This window comes from Thermodesulfobacteriota bacterium, from assembly GCA_035325995.1.
Classification (GTDB): Bacteria; Desulfobacterota_D; UBA1144; order Nemesobacterales; family UBA2774; genus JADLGH01.
Map to the genome: position 1 here is coordinate 390,892 of DAOKYU010000001.1, position 19,808 is coordinate 410,699.

Genomic DNA, 19,808 nt, shown 5'->3' on the forward strand with positions numbered 1-19,808 from the left:
TTTTTACGGTCAAGAAAATTTTGGGTCCCTAACGGCCGTTTGAATTAAGATGCTGCATTTATTATAATCTCTCAAATCCTACGCAATGAAACACCAGTGAAGCTGCGCTCCCTAACCCTAAGAAACTTCAGGTCTTACGCGGCGGAGAATTTCGCTTTCCACGACAGGGTCAACCTCATATACGGCGAGAATGCCCAGGGGAAAACGAACCTTCTGGAAGCCGTCCATTTCCTCCTGGCTTTCCGGCCGTTCAGGCAGGTCAGGCACGAGGAGCTTATCACCATCGGGGCCTCCGAAGCGAGGATAAAGGGCGAGATAGAATCGCCGGCCGGGCTCGACGAGGTGCACATCGTCCTCGGCGGCGAGAAGAGGACTATAAAGCTGAACGGAAAGCTCGTATACAATGCCTCGAAGGCCCTCGGGAGGTATAACGTCGTCGCGTTCCTGCCGTCGGACATCGAGCTCGTGAAGGGGAGCCCGCAGGCGAGGAGGCGGTACCTGGACGCGCTCATATTCTCGCTCGAGCCCGCGCACCTTGCAGAGCTCAGGAAGTACCACAGGTTTTTAGTGCAGCGTAACGCCGTACTCTCCAAGGGGCGGAACGTCACGCCGGAGAGCCTCGAGATATGGGACGAGAAGCTCGTCGAGACGGGTAGCCGGGTCATATCCCGGAGGCTTGAGTACGTGAAGAAGATGACGCCGCTCCTCGCCAGGATATACGCGGACAGCTCGGGGAGCCGTTCGGAGGCGGGGCTAAGGTACGCGGCGTCATTCGCGGCCGGGGGCGACGTCGAGGCGGCGTACGCCGAGAGCCTTCGGGCGTCCTTCGCCAGGGACCGTGCGCGCGGGCACACGACCGTCGGGCCGCACAGGGATAATCTCTCCTTTTTCATAGACGGGAGGGACGCGTCGGTCTATGCGTCCCAGGGGGAGTCGAAGAATTTCGCCCTCGCTTTAAGGGCATCCGAGATAGACCTCATAAAGGCGACGCTCGGGAAGACGCCCGTGCTTCTCCTGGACGACGTGACGAGCGAGCTCGACGAGCGGAGGAGGAAGTTCCTCTTCGGCATGCTCGGGGGATTCCCCGGACAGATTTTCATAACGACGACCAACCCGGAAGAGATACTTCTTAAAGGGGAGATGAAGGCCTTCCGCATCCGAAAGGGCCGCGCCGAGCCCGCGCTCGTGAAAAGATAAAACGGCGCGTCCGGGTTCCCCATATTGGGCGTCCATGACTAAAATTTCTCGGTTTATGCCGTAAAGCTTGATATAATTTAACCGGAGCATGTGGAATCATGGGTGAAAAAGCGTTTCAGGATTACTGGGAAAAGAACAGGTGCTGGGGCTGCGGCGGGGAGAACGAGCACGGTCTTCACTTAAAGAGCCGCTGGGCCGGGGCCGAGGCCGTCTCGGAATTTATCCCGTCACCGTACCATAAGGCGGGCCCCGATAATTATCTTAACGGCGGGATAATCTGCACCGTCGTCGATTGTCATTCCATATGCACGGCCATAGCCGACGCGTACAGGCAGGAGGGGAGGGCGCTCAACTCGGAGCCCTTCATATGGTACGTGACGGGCTCGCTCAAGGTCGATTACTACAAGCCCACGCCTATCGACGCCCCCGTAAGTCTCAGGGCCAGCGTCGAAAGAAGGGAGGGCAGGAAGAGCGTCGTCACGTGCGGCGTGTATTCGGGCGGCGTCCTCTGCGCAAAGGGCGAGGTGCTGGCCGTGAGGGTGCCGCCGGAGAAATGGTACGGGTAGGGGCTTTCGTTCCGGCCGCATATAACCGAGAGGCGTGAATGAAATTACATAAACCGATAACCGCAATTTTTTTAGTGTGTGCTTTTTTTGCTTTAGTCTCCGCCCCGGCCGGGGCCAGGAACGCGCCCAAGACCGTGAAGGCCAAGCTGGCGGCCGACGTAACGTCGATCACCCCCGGCTCGACGTTCAATCTCGGCGTACTGCTGAACGTCTCCCCCGGCTGGCACGTTTACTGGAAGAACTCGGGCGATTCGGGGCTTCCGACGTCGGTGGAATATACGCTCCCCGAGGGGTTTCACGCAGGCGAGCCGAGGTGGCCCGTCCCTGTCGTATTCGTCGGCGCGGGGGACGTCGTCGATTACGGGTACGAGGATTCGCTCTTCCTCTATTCGAACGTCATGGTCCCCGAAGGGCTTTCGGAGGAGGAGAATGTTCCGCTGAAGGCCGTCGTGTCGTGGGTGAGCTGTAAGGAGATATGCATACCCGGGAAGGCGGAGCTCGAAATTGTGCTTCCAGTCTCGGGCGAATCGGAACCGGCCAATACGCCTCTCTTTACCGAATGGGAGAAGCGGCTCCCGATGGGGGAGTTCGATCCCCGTAACCCGTTCGACATAGAGGTGAATACGGAGAGCACCGCGAAGAACCTGACCTCGGTGAATATTCTCCTCGACGCGCGGCGCGAGCTTACGGACATCGCGCTTTATCCCGTCCCCGGCGATTCGCTCGTAGTCGAGGACATAAGGGTAACGCCGAGGCCAGGCGAAAATCACACCGAGATATCGTTCCTCGTAAAAAGGCTCAGGAGGAGCGGCACGACACAGATAAACCTCGACACGCTTATCGCATTTACCGAAAAGGACGGCGCGAGGTCGGGCGTCGAGCTGCCGGTTACACTGGATATTGCCGAATAATCACACCACGGCTTAACCTGGAGGGGATATAAATGGGATTTCTGAACGACCTGGGACTCTTGCTGCTCCGCGTAATTTCGGGCGCTATGATGATAGCGTGGCACGGCCTGCAGAAGCTCTCGGACCCGTCTAAGTTTATAGGGCACCTCGAAAACAGCGGCTATCCGCTCCCGGAGGTCATGGGATACGCTGCCATCTCCGCCGAGACCCTCTTTCCGCTCCTTATTATTCTCGGCCTCTTCACGCGCGTCTCGTCCGTGATAGCGGCGGGAAACATGCTCGTCGCCGCCGCCGTCCATCATTTGATCATGAGCGGCGACTCGCTCGCCGATACCGAAAAGGCGCTCCTTTATTTCCTTGCCTTCGGGTTCCTCGCGCTCGCCGGCCCGGGCAGGTGGACCCTCGGCAGGCTGACGGGGATGAAGGTACGCTCGTAGAACCGGTCTTTACAGCCGCGGGCGGCTCCCGGGCGCCCGGTTTCACGTATCCGCCGGTTTTATTTTTGCGGCCTTTCACCGCTATCTTTTTCCGGGTTATTCTTAACGGAAAATTAACCGCACCCGCGTAGACTTTCAGGACGGAGCTCTCGTCACATGGTAAAAAAACAGATACTCATAATCGGCGGCGGATTCGCAGGTGTAAAGTGCGCCGAGACCCTCCGGAAAAAGCTCAAGCGTCACGAGGCGGACGTCGTTCTCTTCAACAGCGAGAATTACATGGTCTTCCAGCCGCTCCTGGCCGAGGTCGTGGGGGCGTCGATAAGCCCCGAGCCGGTTGCGGTTTCGCTTCGACAGATGCTCCCCGGGGTTTACTGCAGGACCGAGGACATCACGAAGATTCACCTCGACAGGAGCTCCGTCGAATTCGTCGACGACCTCGGGCACATGGGATTCATGCATTACGACCACATCGTGATAGCCTGCGGCTCGGACGTGAATCTCTCGATGATACCGGGCATGGCCGACCATTCCTTCCCGCTCAAGACAGTGGGCGACGCCGTCGCACTCAGGTACCACGTGCTCAGGCAGATGGAGAACGCCGAGATATGCGATAACGTCGATCTCAGGAAGTGGTACCTGTCGTTCGTGATAGTAGGCGGCGGGTTCAGCGGCGTCGAGGTTGCGGGGGAGATAAACGACCTCGTCCGCTCGACCTATAAATACTACAGGAACATCCCCAAGGAAGAGATAAAGGTAACGCTCATACATTCCCGCGACCAGATTCTCCCGGAGGTGAGCTCGAAGCTGAGGGACTTCGCCCGTATGGAGATGGAAAAAGCGGGGATTAAGGTGATGCTGAACCGCCGTGTTTCGTGCGTCACCCCCGAAGGCGTCGGCATGACGGACGGGGCTTGGGTGAACGGCGCGACCATCGTGTGCACCGTTGGGAACGCCCCTTCGCCGATGGTGCAGATGCTCGACGTGCCCAAGGAAAAGGGGCGCCTGGTAACGGAGCCCGACATGCGCGTTTCGGGCATGGGGAACGTCTGGGCGATAGGCGACTGCGCGCTTATCGTGAACGACTACGACAAGGGCATGAGCCCGACTACGGGGCAGTTCGCCGAGCGGGAGGGCAGGCAGGCGGCCGAGAATATAATCCGCGTGATAAAGGGCGAGGAGACGAAACCGTTTAAATTCAAGCCGTTAGGGCAGCTCTGCGCCATCGGCGGGCACAACGCCGTCGCCGAGTTCCTGGGTATGCACATCTCGGGATTCATGGCGTGGTTTCTCTGGCGCTCCGTATATCTCTTCAAGCTCCCGAGCATCTCGCACAGGCTGAAGGTCGGCTTCGACTGGGCGTGGGAGATCTTCTATTCGCGGGACCTCGCTCACCCGAAAGGCGACAAGACGGACAGGGTCTCGCGTGCGCACTTCCAGCCGGGCGATTACATATTCAGGGAAGGCGATCCGGCGACGGACTTTTACATAATCGAATCGGGGGAGGTCGAGGTGCTGAGGAAGTCCCCCGAGACGGGCCGGGAGATAGTGCTCGCCGTCCTCGGGCCGGGGAATTTCTTCGGGGAGATGGCGCTCCTCGACGGCAGGGACCACAAGGCCGGCATAAGGGCGAAGACGGGGGTCGAGCTTACCGTTATGGGCAAGAAGGTCTTCCAGCAGATATCCGGCACGCTGAAGCCATTCAGGGATTTTCTGAGCGAGGCCGTAAGGAAACGCGGAAGCGACATATGGCAGCGTCTTCCCGTGGCCTACGAGATCCTCGAAAGGGAGCCGTTGGGCACGTTCATGAGGCCGGTGCCGGCTGTTCTCGGCCCGGACGACACATTCGAAAAGGCCGTGGACGTCCTCGGGGGAGACGTGGATTTTTGCTGCATCGTGGACGGGGATGAGAAGCTGTCGGGAATCATCACGCATGCGGACGTATTCCGCGCGGTGGACGACGGCGTAGCGACCACGACCCCCGTCTCGAGCTTCATGAACAAGGCCCCCGTGCTCGCGAGCTCGGGGGATACGAGCATAGTCGTCGCCGAAGTCATGCACGACCGCGACTTGAAATGGGTTCCGGTGGTCAAGGATACGTGCGACCCCCGCATTCTCGGTTACGTCAGAAGGGACGTCATGATCGGCTTCGTGATACAGAAATTAAGGGAGTCGGGATACATAACCTGACGGACTTGCTCCCCGCCTTTCATACCCGCAAAACCCGTGAGCGTGCGTTTCGCGCCCTGCATTCCGTGCGATTTCCCTCCGCGCGTCATTGCCGCCCGCGCATCAACTTGAATTGAAATTTGTTTGGGGTTAGAATGGTTTTCAGCGGAACGAGGGGGGATAAATTCAGCTCAAGGAGGCGTAAATGTTCAGGACTCTCGGCATCTTATACGCAGTATTAATACTTTTCGGGGCATCGATACTTTTCGGCGGCGCTGCATCGGCGGCCGAAAGCGACATCACCACGGCGGAGTTCAGGCAGCTTTACACGAGCCTTCTCGCCGGAAAGACGCTCGTTTCGACCAGCGAAGAGGACGGCGTCACCGCCACGAAGGCAAGGACCTTCGGCCAGCCCATGAACGCCAGCGACGGGAGCTTTGACATAACCACGACCACGGTTATAACGAAGACCAGGGACGGCGCACAGGTGCAGAAAGTGACCATAAACATACTCGACAGGGTTAGCTCCATAGGCGGAAAACCCATCATATACGAGGAAGCGAGGAATATGGTCGTCGAAGAGGACGGTGCCGAGCCCCGCACCACGGAGGAGGGAGAGTTCGTAGGCCTTTTCCGCGCGTCGAAAAATGACAAGGGCGGGTTCGACGTTCACAACTTCGGCCTGATTCCCTCGGTGGAAGTGGAGGGCGATTCGTCCACCATGGCGGGCTCGAATCTTTCATTTTCCTGCTACCCCGCGGAGGGAGTGACGGAGTGTGTTCTTACGGTCAGGGACTACAAGCTCGGCGACTACACGCCGCTCGTCGGTTATCGGCTCCTCGAGCCTATTGGCGGCGATTTCGTAGAAACCGCTCGGGAAGTCGGGAATTAACAGTTATATTTATAGTGATATACGGTACATTCTTAAACCTGAAAGGGAGGCAAAAAATTGAAAAAAGTATTCTTGTTACTGGCAGTTGTTACGCTTCTTGCAGGATGTAAAACCTACAGCCCCGTCATCGACCCGAGAAGCGTGGGCAACGAGGACGCCTATTACCGCGACCAGGCCGAGTGTAAGGCGATAGCGCAGCAGAGCTCGCCCGGCTGGAAGGATACGGCCAAGGATACGGTAATCGGGGGCGCAGTCGGCACGGGCACCGGTGCGCTGCTCGGAACCATAGCCGGAAGCACGGTTTCGGGACTCGCGTACGGCGCCGTAATCGGGGGTCTTGCGGGCGGAGCGAAAGGGGTATATGATTCGGAAAAGGGATACGAACAAATATATCGCAACTGCATGAGAGGCAGAGGGTATAACGTTCTGAATTGATACTCTTATCCGAATGAGCAACAAAAATATCGGGAAGCTACTTGATCTCTTCGATCTCGGTAACGATTTCTCGGACGAACAGCTAAAAAGCGCCTATAAGGATCTCGTGCAGGTCTGGCATCCGGACAAGTACGAGAATAACGACAGGCTCAAAGAGCGCGCCGAGACCAAGATAAAAGAGATAAACGAGGCCTACGGCACGCTGAGGGCGCTCCTCGAGGCGAGGAACGACACGGCTGTGAACGGCGGCCGCATGGCCGGGGGAAGGCCGAGCCTGCTCGGAAGCGTGTTTCACCCGACGGATTTTTCACCCGAGAGCGACGCCGCCTTCGCGCACGCTCTCAAGATCGCCCTAGTGGCGAACGCCAGGCTGAACCTGTTCCACGTGTCCCCCGACAAGGACCGGAACGTCCTCCCCGAATTCCCGAAGATAAGGGACACCCTCATTAAATGGAATACGATTTCCGCCGAGAACCCGGAGGAAGACATACAGAAAATGGGGTTTTCCTACAGCAAGGTCATAGGGGTACACAGCGACCCCGTGAGCTCCATTCTTAATTACCTGAAGTCTTATCCCTCGGATATCACCGTGATCGCCACACACGGCAGGAGCGGCGTCGAAAGGCTCTTACGCAAATCCGTCGCCGAGAGGGTATCGAGGGAATCGGGCGGAATGACGCTGTTCCTTAAAAAGGCCAACGAGGGATTCGTTTCTGTGGCCGACGGGAGCATCAATCTCAAAAACATACTCGTGCCGGTAGACGTAGAGCCCGACCCGCACCTCGCGGTCAACGCCGCCATGAAGTTCGCTAGCCTTCTCGGTAACGGCTCGTGTGTCTTCACGCTGCTTTACGTCGGCGACCCTGCGCGTCTTCCGGAGATTAAACATCCCGACAAGGATTCGTGGGAATGGAATCACCTCACTCTTCAGGGTAACGCGGTCGAGACCATACTCAAAGTCGCCTCGGATATCCCCGCCGATCTCATAGTCATGGGCACGCAGGGGCACCTGGGCTTCCTCGACGCGCTGAGGGGGAATACGACGGAGCAGGTTCTGAGGACGAGCACCTGCCCGATACTCGCCGTCCCCGAAAGGAGAAGGTGGGCGAGATAGCAGCTCGCGGCCGCCTTGCCTTTTCGGGCATTCCAAATATTCTCGCACTTTTATTCGGCTGAGCCACAGCCGTCTCTCGGATAGTCCGGCTGCGTTACCGGGAGACGGGAGCCGGCCCCCCGGCTGTTACGCCGCGGCCTAACCGAGGAACAGGAAGCAGCAGAGCATGATAATGGTCGGCAGGAGCGCAGCCAGGAAGAGCCCCAGGGGCGATACGGCGACGCCGAAGTGCTTCCTCAGTATCGCCTGACCGGCGGGGTTGGGCGCGTTGGCGATAACCGTAAGGCCGCCCCCCGTAACCGCGCCGGCGACGACGGCGTACTTGAGCCCGTCGGTGAAATCCGGCACCAGTGTGCTGAGATATGTAATGGCCGCGTTATCGTTAAAGGCCGTGAGCACGGTCGCCGTCAGGATGAGCGGCACCTCGCCGAGGCTCCCGAGCACGGGGGCTATCCACCACCCCTGAAGGCCGCCGTGGATCACGAGACCCGCCAGGAAGAAGCCCACGAGTATAGGGGACTGGAGGTTGATCCTGTTTTGATAGGGAGCGCTTATCTGCGCGAAGCCGAGGAAGAACAGGAGCCCGAGCATGAAAAGGGGCGTGTTGTGGGAATTGACGATGGTCCATCCCATGAATAAGAGGTGCACTACCGTAACCCAGAGCGGGACCGGGTCTTCGCGGTCGTCCCAGTCGGGGTCCCTGTATTCCGGGCGTTCGTCTTCGGGCAGAAGCCCCGGAAGGAGCCTTCTCATTTTGCCGAGCCTTACCTGCTCGAGGCGCTTCTCGAACGCCTGGTGTATGAGACTCTCGCTTATTCCCTCGGCCTTGAGCTTCGGCAGGACGTCCGCTTCCATTTTTTTCTGTACGACGGCCAGGAGCTGGCTCGTCTTTTCGCTTATGGACTCTACGTAACCCGATTCGGTCTTGACGGAGTCTTTAATTTTTTCGAACTCGGATTCTACGAGGTACTTCGGGACGTATTTGTTTTCGATCTGGTCCATGAGGCTCTGGAGCGCGAATTCTTTCTGGAGCCGCGCGAGCTCTTTCCGGAAATAGAGGAAATAGAGGCCGTTTGCGATGACGATGCCGGTGAACGCCTTCCAGCCGAAGTGCATGAGCATGAAGTCGGTCCCCCAGTTCCAGGGCGCGGACACCATGAGGACCGGCGGGGCGGCGAAGTGGGTCAGCGTGCCGCCGACGGAGATGTTTACGAAGAGCAGCCCGAGGGTTGCGTACTTGAGCCTGCTGCTGGGATTGAGCGAATAAAATTTCTCTGAAAGGACGAGCGCCGAAATGGTTATGGCGGCGGGCTCCGTTATGAACGAGCCGAGGAGGGGGCCGATCGTAAGTATCGTCAGCCAGAGCGAGGCCATGGTGCCCCCGAAGAGCTTTGCGACCTTCCACATAGCGCCTTCGGCGAGCTTCAGTATGGGCCTCGTGGCCGCGAGCGTCATTATGACCACCACAAACGCCGGCTCCGTGAAATTCACGTTGTGCGTGATGTAGCCGACGAATGTGGGCCAGCCGAATTTAGCCGTTATCACGCCGCACAGGACGACCGTCCAGAGCCCGAACACGACCTCGACTTCACCGAGAAAGTGGAGTGCGTTGGCCGGAATGCTCGTCGAGTCCCTCGGAGCTTCGCCTCTTTTGATTTTCTCCTCGTGCTCGTGTTCCAGCCTGTGGGAGACGTTCATGAATTTACTCGCCATGAACGTATGTAAGATGGCGAATAAAAAGATCAGGGTTACTACGAGGTTGAAGGGCTCCTGCTTTATACGATCGATCAATATCGCCGAAACACTGCCCAGACCGGAATCGTTATAGCTTTCGAGAGGGGGCGGAAAGGCGAGGGCGTCCGATGGAGAGGAAGACGCGTAGGCATAGGCGGCGAAGGCAGTTACGGCCAGGAGCGAGAACCCTGCCAGTATGAAGAATCTTTTCTGTCGCATGATGAGTATCCGTTTTAGGTGAATTTTTTTACGCGGCCCGACAGGCTGCGCGCTGGACTGCCCATTTTCCGGCCTGGGATCGAGCCCGGGAGCGAATCCCTTTTATTCGCGGATTGATTTTATACAATCCAGCGTGCAATGCAAAGCCGAGGGGGGTGGCGGTTCTTTTTATTCTCCGGCCCGGGTTTCCTGCCGGTAGATTTGCCGCTGGTATTCGAGGGGCACTTCGCCTATGTTGTTCGTGATGTAAAGCTCGCCTTTATCATCCACCCATTTATAGAAGGCGGCGCCGGAAGCGCCCGTTTGTCTCCCGGCATCGGGCTCCGCGGCCGTACCGGCGCCGGGGGATTCGCCGGGGGGAACTTCCTCTTCGTCCTCGGGCGCGGGGGTGGGCCCGGGCTTGACCGGGTTGGCTTCGAGATTGCTTTTCCTTTCCGGGGTTTTGCCCATGGTCGTTCCCCGGCCCATGGAAGAGAGTCCGAAGTTGTCGAGGTCCTCGTCCGGCCAGTAGTAGTATTCGTAAGGCTCTTCTTCTATTACGACCGGCGCCCCGCCGCCCCCGGGGGCGGCCTGCGTTTCCTCGCTTCCTCCCTCTCCCCCGCTTTCCTGCGCCATGGTCCCGGATGACAGGACGACGGCAAGAAGAAGGGCGGCCAGCGCCGTATGAAGGAGACGGGTCGTTTTAGTCCCGGTAAACATGAGGCTTGATTATACACCCGCACGGTTTCCGAAAGAACGGTTTTCATCGAAACGGCCGTCGATTGTCCCTCACCGGATCGCACGGGTTTTAATGCCCTCTCCCCGTCTATTATGTGATAGATTATTAAGCGGTATTAAAGAATAAGGAGGTTTTTCATGAATAATCGTTTTCTCACAGCGGCTTTCATAGCCGCCGCGCTCTACTTTTCGGGCGTCTCGACTCACATCGCCAGGGCGGAGGACGGGGTCACTTTCGTCCCCAATGAATCCGAAATCGTGTCCGCCGCCACGGGCAAGAGCATTTCGGTAAAGAGCACGTGCCCTTCCGGGAAGAGTCTCATCGGCGGGGGAGGGGAGTGCACGGGTTATCTCAACACGCTGGGGAGCGCGGCCCTCACCATAAACGCCCCCCGCCCGGACGAAGGCGCGTGGCTTGTCGAGTGCACCAACCTTAACCGGAACCCGGGCGAGATAAGAGCCCGGGCCTGGGCAGTATGCGCCGACGCCGGCGTCCTTAGAAAATAACCCGGAAGGTGAAATTTCAAGCGTAATGTCTTGTCCGGACGGCTTTTTTTCTATTCTTCCCGTATTCCGGCCTCGTTGCGCCATCTGTCTTTTCGGCTTTATATCCTTGACAACATAGTCCCTGGTGCTATTATTATACCGACCGGTCGGTATGTTAAATAAAGTCTGCCCGTGCCGGTAAAAAAAGGGGGGTCTGCGAAGTGACGAGAGAGTCTGGCGGCGTGAGGGAAAAACTCATCACGAGGGCGATCGAGCTCCTGAGCTCGCGCAGCTACTCGGCTGTCGGCGTGCAGGAGCTTTGCGACAGCGCCGGAGTGACGAAGGGCAGTTTCTACCACTACTTCCCATCCAAGCGGGACCTGACTCTTGCCGCGATAGACGCCATCTGGGATGTCTACCTTCACGATTTTATCGAGCCTGCCCTTGGCCCGGACCTCACAGCCCGTGAAAAGCTCGACCGCCTTTCATCGGCATTCTATGATTATTACTCACGCGAGAAGGAGTCCGAAGGATTCATGCGCGGCTGCAAGCTCGGGAACCTCGCGGTCGAGCTCAGCACCCAGGACGAGGCGATACGTCTCAGGCTCGAGCGGATTTTCCTCGGCTGGATAGGGCATTTCGAGGCGGCGCTCAGGCGCTCGGTCGCAGCCGGAGATCTGCCTCCGGATACGGACGCCGAGGCTTCCGCCCGTTCCATAATCGCATACCTCGAGGGCCTCGCTCTACTCGGAAAGACGTTCAACGACCCCGGATTCATGATGCGCCTCAGCAGGGAAGCGTACAGACTGATAGTGCCGTGCGAAAGCGGGACGGAAGCCGGGGATTCCGGCTCCTGACGCTCGGCCCTGAGGAGTAAAAATCAGGCAGGGAGGAGAAACCATGCAATACTTCGCAATCGGAGAATTGTCGGACAGGATAAAGTACGAGGAGAATCCTTCCCTCGTCCACGAGGAGGCGCGCTATGTCTGGGGGCTTCATAAATCGGGCTTTCTCCGCTCCGTGCATCACCGTCTCGACGTAAGGGGCGTCGTGCTCCTTCTCGAAGCCGACAGCCTCGATTATGTTGAAAAAATGCTCGCCGGGCTTCCGCTCGCGAGAGAGGGATATCTGTCCATAACTGACATAATGCCGGTCGCGCCATACACGTCCTACGAGAGGATATTCAGGGCTGAAGACGAAGATTAAAACTGGACATAACCGACAGGGGGATAACGGACATGACCGCAAATTCATCTACGAATCGTATAGCCACGGTGTCGCCCGTAAGGGGCTCCGGCGTGGAGGAGCTGCGCGTCCTCGCCCGCGAGGCCGAGGCCGGGGGATTCGAAGCTATTTTCTCGCCGGAGGTGCCGCTCTTCAGCGCGATAGCCAGCGCACAGGTATTCGCCGAGGCGACTTCCAGAATAAAGGTCGGCACATGGATTACGAGCATCTACATGCGCCAGTCCATAATGTGCACGGCCGAAGCGCTCACGGTCCAGGAAGTCTCCGGGGGGAGGATGGTGCTCGGCCTCGGCGTGAGCCACAAGCCGGTCGTCACCGGCCGCTTCGGTATAGAAACCGGGGACCCGCTCGACGACATGCGAAGGTACGTGACGGAAGTCAGGTCCTACGCCGATTTGAAATCCCCCGTGCTCACGGTAAAGAGGGAGCTTCCATACCTGCCTGTGTACACGGCTGTCCTTACCGAGAAGGCGGCCGAGCTCGCGGGGGAGGTAGCCGACGGCATTTTCCCCTACCTCGCGACAAAAGAGCACGTGAAAAAGCTCATAGCCGCCGCGGGGAGAGGGGCCGAAAGGGCAGGGCGCTTCCCTTCTGAAATAGACATTACGCACGGTATCTCCTGCTTTATTTCGGACGATATTGAAGCCGCGCGCAGTGCCGCGAGGCGGACGCTCTCCGTCTATGCGTCGAGGTTCCCGGCTTACAGGCGTGTCGTGAAGAACAGCGGCTTCGGGGAGGTCACCGAAAACATAGACGCCGGGGTCGACCTCGCCCGGGCTGTGTCGGATGAATTCCTGGACGCCGTCGCCCTCGTCGGCCCCGCCGAAAGATGCCGCGAAAAGCTGGAAGAGTGGCGGGATATCGGGGTCAGCCTGCCTGTCATAGTTCCGTACGCGGTCGGAAATCAGTCGGACGTCGAGGTTATGTGCAATATGGTCGATGCATTGGGGTAGTCTTGCTTATGGTTCTCAATCGAAGTGCGGCTGCTCCCATCACTTCGACGGGCTCGGTATCTTGAAGAACATCGTGTAGAGGACGGGGACCACGACGAGCGTAAGCACAGTCGCAATAAGAAGGCCGAACATTATCGTGACGGCCATGGACACGAAGAAGGCGTCCTGGAGAAGGGGTATCATGCCGAGTATGGTCGTCGCGGCGGCCATCATCACGGGGTTAAGCCTGCTGACCCCGGAGTCGACTACGGACAGGTATTTGTCCTTCCCGCTTTTGATCTCGCTGTCTATCTGGTCTATGAGCACGATGGCGTTCTTGATGAGCATGCCCGACAGGCTCAAAAGGCCGAGAAGCGCCATGAACCCGAACGGCTGCTTGAATATGAGGAGCCCGGCCGTAACGCCGATTATCGAAAGCGGGACCGTGAGCCATATAATGAGAGGCTGCCGTACGGAGTTAAAGAGGAAAACCACTACCAGCACCATCATCCCGAAGAATATGGGCAGCTTCGTCGCGAGCCCCGCGTTCGCGCGGGCGGAGTCTTCGGCTTCGCCCCCCCATGCGATGTAGTAGCCGGGCATTCCCCTGAGGGGAAGCATGTCGGCGTCCCTTACCGGTATGACGTCGTGTGTGAAATCCTTGAACGGGTCGTCTTCGGGGCCGAAGTCCTTCCCGGTGACCTTTCCCACGTCCACGTTAAGCGCCTTTTCGATCTCGGGCTTTACGCGCGCCATGAGCTCGCTCGGGAGCTCCGTCCTCGGGTCGGCGTGGATCTTGATCATCGTCATGCGGTCGCGCCGCCCGATGTTGGCGTCTTCGGTTTCGGTGTCGAAGCCGGAAACCACCTGTCCTATTGGAATCATCCTCCCGGCCGCCGGGCTCCAGACCTGGAGGCTCTGTATGGTGTCGAGGTCGAGCCTTTCGTCCTCGGGCGCCCTCGCGATTATCGGGAGGAGCTGGCCCTCGAACGCGGCCTTGTCCCTGTAGACGCCGGTAGTCGTCCCGGAGAAGGATTCCTGGAACACCTTCGCCACGTCGGGCCTCGAAATGCCGAGCTGGCTCGCCTGCGCCTCTTCGAGCCGGGGCCTCACGACCTTGAGCTTCTCCTTCCATTCGTCCCTGACGGCCTTGGCCTGGGGGTCGGATTTCAGTATTTCCTTGGCGGCCCCGGCAAGCTCTCGCAGTACGGTCCTGTCGGGGCCGTAAATCCTGAGCTGTATCTTTCCGCCTTCTCCCGGCCCGAGAAGGAACTTCCTTACGTTCACGACGGCGTTTGGCAGAAGGTTCTCGAGGTCCGTCTGGGCCTTGTTGTATATATTGTCTATGACGCCATATTCCTCGACTGAGGCAAGGATCACGGCGAAGCTCGGCGAGGCCTTGCCAGGGACGTAAGTGAGAAGGAACCTCGGATCGCCGCCCCCTATCTCGCTCGTTACGTCTGTCACTCCTTCGATGCCCCTGAGATACTCTTCGGCCTTTTCGAGCTCTTTGGCGGTGTCCTGTATCCTGTATCCTTCGGGGAAGTAGACTTCGACGAAGAACTGGGGCCTCGTAGCGGTCGGGAAAAACATCGTCTTTACGAATCCGAACCCTATAAGCGACAGTATGAAGATCCCGACGACCGCACCGATCGTTATGTAGCGGAACCTTATCGCGGCGACGAGCAGCTTCTTGTAGGCCTGGAAGAAGCCGCCGGCGTAGGGGTCCCTGGCGGGCTCGTCGCCCTTCGTGTCCTTGCCCTTGAGGAAGTACTTGCACATGAGCGGCGTTATGGTGACGGCCGTCACCCAGCTAAACATGAGCGATATGAGGATGACCTGAAACAGGCTCCTGCAGTACTCGCCGGTGCTGTCCTTGGAAGTCCCTATGGCGGCGAAGGCCAGGACGGCTACGACGGTAGCGCCCAGAAGGGGCATGGCCGTCTGGCCGACTATCTCGCGGGCCGCCTTTACGGCGTCTTCCCCCTGCTCCATTTTTATTTTCATGCCGTCGACGACCACTATGGCGTTATCGACGAGCATCCCGAGGGCTATGATGAGGGCCCCGAGAGATATCCTTTCGAGCGTGATGCTCCACATGCCCATGAAGACGAATGTGCCGCAAATAGTGATGAAGAGGACGGCGCCGATGATAAGGCCGCTCCTGAGTCCCATTGCGAAAAGAAGCACTACCACGACTATGATAATCGCCTCTACGAGGTTTACGACGAAGCCGTTTATGGCCTGGGTCACGGATTCGGACTGGAGCGATATCACTTCGAGCTCCATTCCGAGCGGGACCAGCGGCTCGAGCTCCTTTATCTTCTCGTCTATCTGCTCGCCCATCGTGACGACGTTACCGCCGAGCACCGTGGATATGGCGAGCCCTATGGCGGGCTTGCCGTTGTACCTGAGCATGTTCCTGGGCGGGTCCTTGTAGCCTCTTCTTACATCGGCGACGTCCCTCAGGTAGACGAGGCTGTCGCCCCCGCGGCTGCTTATGAGGAGGTCTCCGAACTGGTCCACGGACGTGAACTCGCCCGTCGGGTTTATCGGGAAATATTCCTTGCCGACGTCTATAGTGCCCGCGTCGGCCGGGAGATTCTTCGCACGGAGGGCGTTGTATATATCGAACTGCGATATTTCGAGGGCGGCCATCTTGGAGCGCGACATCTCGACGTAGACGGCCTCGGGCTGCTCGCCGTAAAGGACTATCTTCTTCACGTCGTCCACGAGGAGGAGCTCGCGCTTTAGAAGGTCGGCGTAATCCTTTAACTCGGCGTATGTGTATCCCTCGCCGGTGATCGCCAGATAAACCCCGTACACGTCGCCGTAATCGTCGTTTACTATAGACGGTCCCGCGCCGGGGGGGAGCTGCGACTGGTAGTCGTTAACCTTGCGCCTGAGCTCGTCCCATACCTGGGGCAGGCTGTTCTTGTCGTACTCGTCCTTTATTACGGCCTTCACGGTCGAGAGGCCGCGTGATGAAGTCGATTCGACGCGTTTAAGCTGCCCCATTTCCTGGACCGCCTTCTCTATGACGTTCGTGACCTCTTCCTCGACCTCGGCCGCGGTGGCCCCGGGGTAGGGGGTAAGGATTATCGCTTCCTTGATCGTGAACTCGGGGTCTTCCAGGCGGGGCAGGCCGCGGAAGGATTGAATCCCGAGATAGATGCATACGATCGTGAGCGTAATCGTAATTACGCTTTTTTTGATAGAATATTCGGCTATGTTCATATCGAGGACCTTCTTGCGAAGGCGTCAGTCCATCAGTGTTACCTGCATTCCTTCCCTTAGCTGCGCGGTTCCGGATACGACGACCATATCGCCCGCCTTCAGTCCGCCGAGTATTTCTATGTCCCCCTCCCCCGTGACAGAGCCGACCTTGACCTTTCTTTTCCGTACGGTCCGGTCGTTCTGATCCACCACCCAGACGTATTGATCCGGCCCGTCGCCGGGAACGACCGCTATGGCCGGGATAATGAAATATCCGCCGTTATTGTTTCCGTTTGTCTTCGCCTCGGCGTGCACCTGTGCGGTCATGCCCGGGAGCACCCTTATCGTATCCGGCTGGTCCATGCTGAGGGTCGCCCTGTAGGTTTGCGTGCGCGGGTCGGCCTGTGCGCTCACCTCTTTTACGGTGAGCGGGAATTCTTCGCCCGGCGCGGACCTGAACGTCGCGTAGAGCCTGACGAGGTCTCCGACCTTGACCGAAGAAAGTATGTTTTCGGGGAGGTCTATTACTATTTCGACCGTCGTAAGGTCCTGGAGGCTGAGGATGTTCTCGAACGGCCTCACCTCCTGGTAGTTTTGCACGTACTTGGCGCCGATGTAGCCGCTGTAGGGGGCTTTGAGGGTAGTGTAGTCGAGGTTGGCCCCGGCGTAGTCGAGCCTGGCTTTGGCGGTGTCCCTCTTCGCTCGCCTGACGTCGAGGTCGGCTACCGCCACGGCGTCCCTTTCGTAAAGGTCCCTGTACCTGTTGTAGTCGGCTACCGCTTCGACGTACTGGGCGTACGCCTCGTCGTAGGCTATCTGGTAATCCCTGGGGTCGAGCCTGGCGAGGAGCTGGCCTTTTTTCACCTGGTCGCCCTCGTTTACGGGAAGCTCGACGAGCGGCCCCTGGACCCTGAAGGAAAGGTTTACCCTTTGGGAGCCCTGCACCTTGCCCGGAAAGCTCCTGCCCGTACCCTGATCGCCGCCGAGTGTTATCGTCTTTACGGGTCTTACGACGGGGACTTCCGGCGTGGATTCCTCTTCGCCCCCGCAGGCCGAAAGCGCCGCGAGGGCGGCAATGAACAGGACTGTGCACATTCCGGTAAGATTTTTAGCGGCTCTCATATTTTATCCTCGTAACGTCCTTCATGGTTATCCCCGCGCCCGGCTCATTCCCCCCTGACGTCTACCCCGGCCGTCTCGTAATACTGCTCCAGGTTCCTGAAAAACTCCTCCCTGTCCTCGACCGTGGTGAAGAAATCGAACTTCCCCGAAGCCCTCTGGACGTTCATCAGGTCTATGAGGAAGTTGTAAACGGCGTTGGCCGCGTTAAGCTCGGCAGAGAGGGCGGCGTTCTGCGCGTCGAGGAGGTCGATTATGGACGCGACGCCCCGGGAGTAGGAGTCGGTGACTATGTCGAGGTTCTTCTTCGCCGCGTCGACAGCGTCGAGCGCGAACCCTATGCTCGGATACGAAGCCCCCGCATTGTTGAGGGACGTTCTTATACTCTCTTCGACCCTTTCGGACGTGGACTCTTTTTCGTAGGTGAGCTTCGACAGCTCGCTCCTCGCCTTCCTGTAGTCGGCTATCTTCGCCCCCCCGGTGAACAGGGGAAACGAGGCCTGGAGCTGGATTACCCAGTCGGTATCGTCCGTTCTGGGCAGGTCGAGCGGGAACCCCGGGGGGAGGTCGATGCTGCTTCCGGCCCCGCCCTCGTAGACGAACTGCCGGAGCTCGCCGAAGGCGACTATCGTGGGCGACCAGAATGCCCGCCTCGTGGAGGTCAGAATCCTGTTCTGCGCTTCCATCTGCGAGTTTATCGCCTGTATGGCCGGGGACCGGACGAGCCCCCTGGAGACGACGAAGTCCATGAATATGCGGAAGGTTTCAGGCGTGTTCAGGTATTTCCGGAGCCGGGGGTCGCTCACGAGGAGGGACGGGTCGTCGAGCCCCGTCTCGACTGTCGTGAACGCCTCGCCCTGCGGCCTGTGGAGGAGCCTGTTGACCAGTATTTCGGTGTTCTTTCTCTGCGCCTCGGCGTTTACGACCTCTATCCTGTCGGACGAAATCCGGCTCTCCCACCTGTATACCTCGGCCGGGCTCGCGACGCCGATGTCGCGCCTTATCCTGGCGATGCCGAGGTTCGATTTGGAGAGCTTCAGGTTTTCCTTCTGTATGTTCTCGATCGTTTTAGCCCTGAGGACGTTCAGGTATCCGATGGACGTCGCGGCGATTATGTCGAGCTCGATTTCGTCCCTCGTGAACTCCCTCGATTCCTGGATCCTCTTTTGCACCGTGAGATTGGACCACGCTTTTTCGGAGTATATGAGCTGACGCAGGTTGCCGCCGACGCTTATGTCCCTCTGCGGCTGCGTTCCGAGGCTGGCCTCGGCCCTGTCCTTGTCTATGTAGGTGTTGTCGACGAATATGTCGGACTGTGGCAGAAGCTGCGCCAGCGCGAGCCTGACGTCCTGGGCCCCGGCCGCCACGAACTCGCCGGCTGCCAGGAGGTCGAGATTGACCTCGACCGACTCGCTCGCGGCCTGCTCGAGGGTGAGCTTCCTGCCGGTTTCGGCCACCCGGTCGTCTACGAGCACGGCCTCGGTCAGGAGGTCCCACGTGGGGTTGAAGCCTATCGCGCGGGCGGTAGCCATGTTGATAGACAGCGAGGAGCCGGCGTCGAACGCCACGGGGAAATCGCCCGGGTCCTGCCCCAGGAGGATGCTCTGTACCACGAGGGCCACGCGCCTTGCCTCGCGCGTCGGGTTGAACGCCGGGGCGAGCCCCATGAGGGCCCCTTCGTTGACGCCGTTCTTGCCGGCCACGGAAAAGCTCGGCAGCTTTCTTTGCGCGATATCCTCGTAAAGCCGCTTCATTTCGGCCTGACCGTAGTTGAGGAGAGGCGTTACGAATACGGCCTCGGCGCCGGCGGGGATAGCGGCCGCAGTCGCAGCGGCGGAGCCCGAGGCGGGGACGAGCTCTATCTCGATGCCGTTTGCCGCGGCGCTCCTCCTGAGGGCTGTCTCGATACCGGGCGCGAGCTGCATTACTATGGGCATGTATATCACGGCGAGCTTTTCGAATCCCACGGCTTCCTTGAACGCGGTGAGGTCCCTGTCGAAGCTCGCCGTGCGGGATATGTAGTAGAAGTTCCTTATGCCGCTCCCGCCGTCTTCGCCGGGCGTGAGGCCGAGGAGGTTCGTGTCGATTACCCACGGGGCTATGACGGGTTTGGGAAAGCTGCTCCATCCGGAGAGCTCGGTCGAGCTGATTATGCCGAGAGCGATCACTATATCGACGGAGGGGTCCGAGAGCTGCCTTTCGAGCGCTGCCCTTACGCCCCCGGCTGTCCAGTCCGCGGTTATTATCTTGTCCGGGGGGAAGGTTACGGTGAATTCGCCGGCCGTAAGGTCTTTAATTTCCTTCTCGTACGTGGAAAGCGTTCTCCGGTTTATTTCGGAGGGGCCGTCGAACACGACGCCTATGCCGGCCCCAAGTGCTTTCGGGGCCATGGTTGCCGCCGTGCATATCGATAGCATGA

The 19,808-nt window shown here is 58.9% G+C and carries 17 protein-coding genes; 12 read left to right on the plus strand and 5 right to left on the minus strand.

What is annotated here, in order from left to right; all coding sequences use genetic code 11:
* The first annotated feature begins 96 nt into the window (after positions 1–96).
* The 8 genes from recF to PKC29_01845 all read left to right on the plus strand — a co-directional run bounded on the left by recF (position 97) and on the right by PKC29_01845 (position 7,721).
* Positions 97–1,197 carry a DNA replication/repair protein RecF gene (gene recF, locus PKC29_01810; protein ID HML94144.1) on the plus strand — a complete coding sequence of 367 codons (1,101 nt, stop codon included), beginning with the start codon at positions 97–99 and terminating at the stop codon, positions 1,195–1,197.
* 98 nt (positions 1,198–1,295) lie between these two features.
* On the plus strand, positions 1,296–1,763 hold the full coding sequence (locus PKC29_01815; GenBank protein ID HML94145.1) for a PaaI family thioesterase: 468 nt from the start codon (positions 1,296–1,298) through the stop codon (positions 1,761–1,763).
* A gap of 38 nt (positions 1,764–1,801) precedes the next feature.
* On the plus strand, positions 1,802–2,674 hold the full coding sequence (locus PKC29_01820; protein ID HML94146.1) for a protein-disulfide reductase DsbD family protein: 873 nt from the start codon (positions 1,802–1,804) through the stop codon (positions 2,672–2,674).
* Between the two features lie 32 nt (positions 2,675–2,706).
* A complete protein-coding gene (locus PKC29_01825; protein HML94147.1) occupies positions 2,707–3,111 on the plus strand; it encodes a DoxX family protein in 405 nt (134 codons plus the stop codon).
* Between the two features lie 156 nt (positions 3,112–3,267).
* Positions 3,268–5,301: an FAD-dependent oxidoreductase gene (locus PKC29_01830; protein ID HML94148.1), complete on the plus strand. Its 2,034-nt coding sequence runs from the start codon at positions 3,268–3,270 to the stop codon at positions 5,299–5,301.
* Between the two features lie 184 nt (positions 5,302–5,485).
* Positions 5,486–6,172: a hypothetical protein gene (locus tag PKC29_01835; protein HML94149.1), complete on the plus strand. Its 687-nt coding sequence runs from the start codon at positions 5,486–5,488 to the stop codon at positions 6,170–6,172.
* Between the two features lie 57 nt (positions 6,173–6,229).
* On the plus strand, positions 6,230–6,607 hold the full coding sequence (locus tag PKC29_01840) for a glycine zipper domain-containing protein (GenBank protein HML94150.1): 378 nt from the start codon (positions 6,230–6,232) through the stop codon (positions 6,605–6,607).
* A 13-nt stretch (positions 6,608–6,620) separates the two neighbouring features.
* Complete coding sequence (locus tag PKC29_01845; GenBank protein HML94151.1) at positions 6,621–7,721, plus strand: universal stress protein; 1,101 nt, start codon at positions 6,621–6,623, stop codon at positions 7,719–7,721.
* 138 nt (positions 7,722–7,859) lie between these two features.
* Here PKC29_01845 and PKC29_01850 read toward each other — a convergent pair whose 3' ends face one another.
* Positions 7,860–9,674, minus strand: coding sequence for a putative Na+/H+ antiporter (locus PKC29_01850; protein HML94152.1), 1,815 nt, complete (start codon positions 9,672–9,674; stop codon positions 7,860–7,862).
* Between the two features lie 168 nt (positions 9,675–9,842).
* Positions 9,843–10,373, minus strand: a complete 531-nt coding sequence (locus PKC29_01855) for a hypothetical protein (protein ID HML94153.1) — start codon at positions 10,371–10,373, stop codon at positions 9,843–9,845.
* Between the two features lie 156 nt (positions 10,374–10,529).
* Here PKC29_01855 and PKC29_01860 point away from each other — a divergent pair, with 156 nt between their 5' ends.
* From PKC29_01860 to PKC29_01875, 4 genes are all read left to right on the plus strand, one after another.
* Positions 10,530–10,898, plus strand: coding sequence for a hypothetical protein (locus PKC29_01860; protein ID HML94154.1), 369 nt, complete (start codon positions 10,530–10,532; stop codon positions 10,896–10,898).
* 200 nt (positions 10,899–11,098) lie between these two features.
* Positions 11,099–11,734, plus strand: coding sequence for a TetR/AcrR family transcriptional regulator (locus tag PKC29_01865; GenBank protein HML94155.1), 636 nt, complete (start codon positions 11,099–11,101; stop codon positions 11,732–11,734).
* Positions 11,735–11,777: 43 nt separating this feature from the next.
* Positions 11,778–12,083, plus strand: coding sequence for a superoxide dismutase (locus PKC29_01870; GenBank protein HML94156.1), 306 nt, complete (start codon positions 11,778–11,780; stop codon positions 12,081–12,083).
* A gap of 32 nt (positions 12,084–12,115) precedes the next feature.
* On the plus strand, positions 12,116–13,075 hold the full coding sequence (locus PKC29_01875) for an LLM class flavin-dependent oxidoreductase (GenBank protein HML94157.1): 960 nt from the start codon (positions 12,116–12,118) through the stop codon (positions 13,073–13,075).
* A gap of 39 nt (positions 13,076–13,114) precedes the next feature.
* Here PKC29_01875 and PKC29_01880 read toward each other — a convergent pair whose 3' ends face one another.
* The 3 genes from PKC29_01880 to PKC29_01890 are packed head-to-tail and all read right to left on the minus strand — an operon-like array spanning position 13,115 to position 19,779.
* A complete protein-coding gene (locus PKC29_01880) occupies positions 13,115–16,291 on the minus strand; it encodes an efflux RND transporter permease subunit (GenBank protein HML94158.1) in 3,177 nt (1,058 codons plus the stop codon).
* 24 nt (positions 16,292–16,315) lie between these two features.
* On the minus strand, positions 16,316–17,392 hold the full coding sequence (locus PKC29_01885; GenBank protein HML94159.1) for an efflux RND transporter periplasmic adaptor subunit: 1,077 nt from the start codon (positions 17,390–17,392) through the stop codon (positions 16,316–16,318).
* A gap of 44 nt (positions 17,393–17,436) precedes the next feature.
* A complete protein-coding gene (locus PKC29_01890) occupies positions 17,437–19,779 on the minus strand; it encodes a TolC family protein (GenBank protein ID HML94160.1) in 2,343 nt (780 codons plus the stop codon).
* Positions 19,780–19,808 lie beyond the last annotated feature (29 nt).

What these genes read in the sequence shown, in the direction of transcription:
- PKC29_01815 (HML94145.1), top strand. Translation starts at nt 1,296, where the DNA reads ATGGGTGAAAAAGCGTTTCAGGATTACTGGGAAAAGAACAGGTGCTGG.
- PKC29_01820 (HML94146.1), top strand. Translation starts at nt 1,802, where the DNA reads ATGAAATTACATAAACCGATAACCGCAATTTTTTTAGTGTGTGCTTTT.
- PKC29_01825 (HML94147.1), top strand. Translation starts at nt 2,707, where the DNA reads ATGGGATTTCTGAACGACCTGGGACTCTTGCTGCTCCGCGTAATTTCG.
- PKC29_01830 (HML94148.1), top strand. Translation starts at nt 3,268, where the DNA reads ATGGTAAAAAAACAGATACTCATAATCGGCGGCGGATTCGCAGGTGTA.
- PKC29_01835 (HML94149.1), top strand. Translation starts at nt 5,486, where the DNA reads ATGTTCAGGACTCTCGGCATCTTATACGCAGTATTAATACTTTTCGGG.
- PKC29_01845 (HML94151.1), top strand. Translation starts at nt 6,621, where the DNA reads ATGAGCAACAAAAATATCGGGAAGCTACTTGATCTCTTCGATCTCGGT.
- PKC29_01850 (HML94152.1), bottom strand. Translation starts at nt 9,674, where the DNA reads ATGCGACAGAAAAGATTCTTCATACTGGCAGGGTTCTCGCTCCTGGCC.
- PKC29_01855 (HML94153.1), bottom strand. Translation starts at nt 10,373, where the DNA reads ATGTTTACCGGGACTAAAACGACCCGTCTCCTTCATACGGCGCTGGCC.
- PKC29_01860 (HML94154.1), top strand. Translation starts at nt 10,530, where the DNA reads ATGAATAATCGTTTTCTCACAGCGGCTTTCATAGCCGCCGCGCTCTAC.
- PKC29_01870 (HML94156.1), top strand. Translation starts at nt 11,778, where the DNA reads ATGCAATACTTCGCAATCGGAGAATTGTCGGACAGGATAAAGTACGAG.
- PKC29_01875 (HML94157.1), top strand. Translation starts at nt 12,116, where the DNA reads ATGACCGCAAATTCATCTACGAATCGTATAGCCACGGTGTCGCCCGTA.
- PKC29_01880 (HML94158.1), bottom strand. Translation starts at nt 16,291, where the DNA reads ATGAACATAGCCGAATATTCTATCAAAAAAAGCGTAATTACGATTACG.
- PKC29_01885 (HML94159.1), bottom strand. Translation starts at nt 17,392, where the DNA reads ATGAGAGCCGCTAAAAATCTTACCGGAATGTGCACAGTCCTGTTCATT.
- PKC29_01890 (HML94160.1), bottom strand. Translation starts at nt 19,779, where the DNA reads ATGGCCCCGAAAGCACTTGGGGCCGGCATAGGCGTCGTGTTCGACGGC.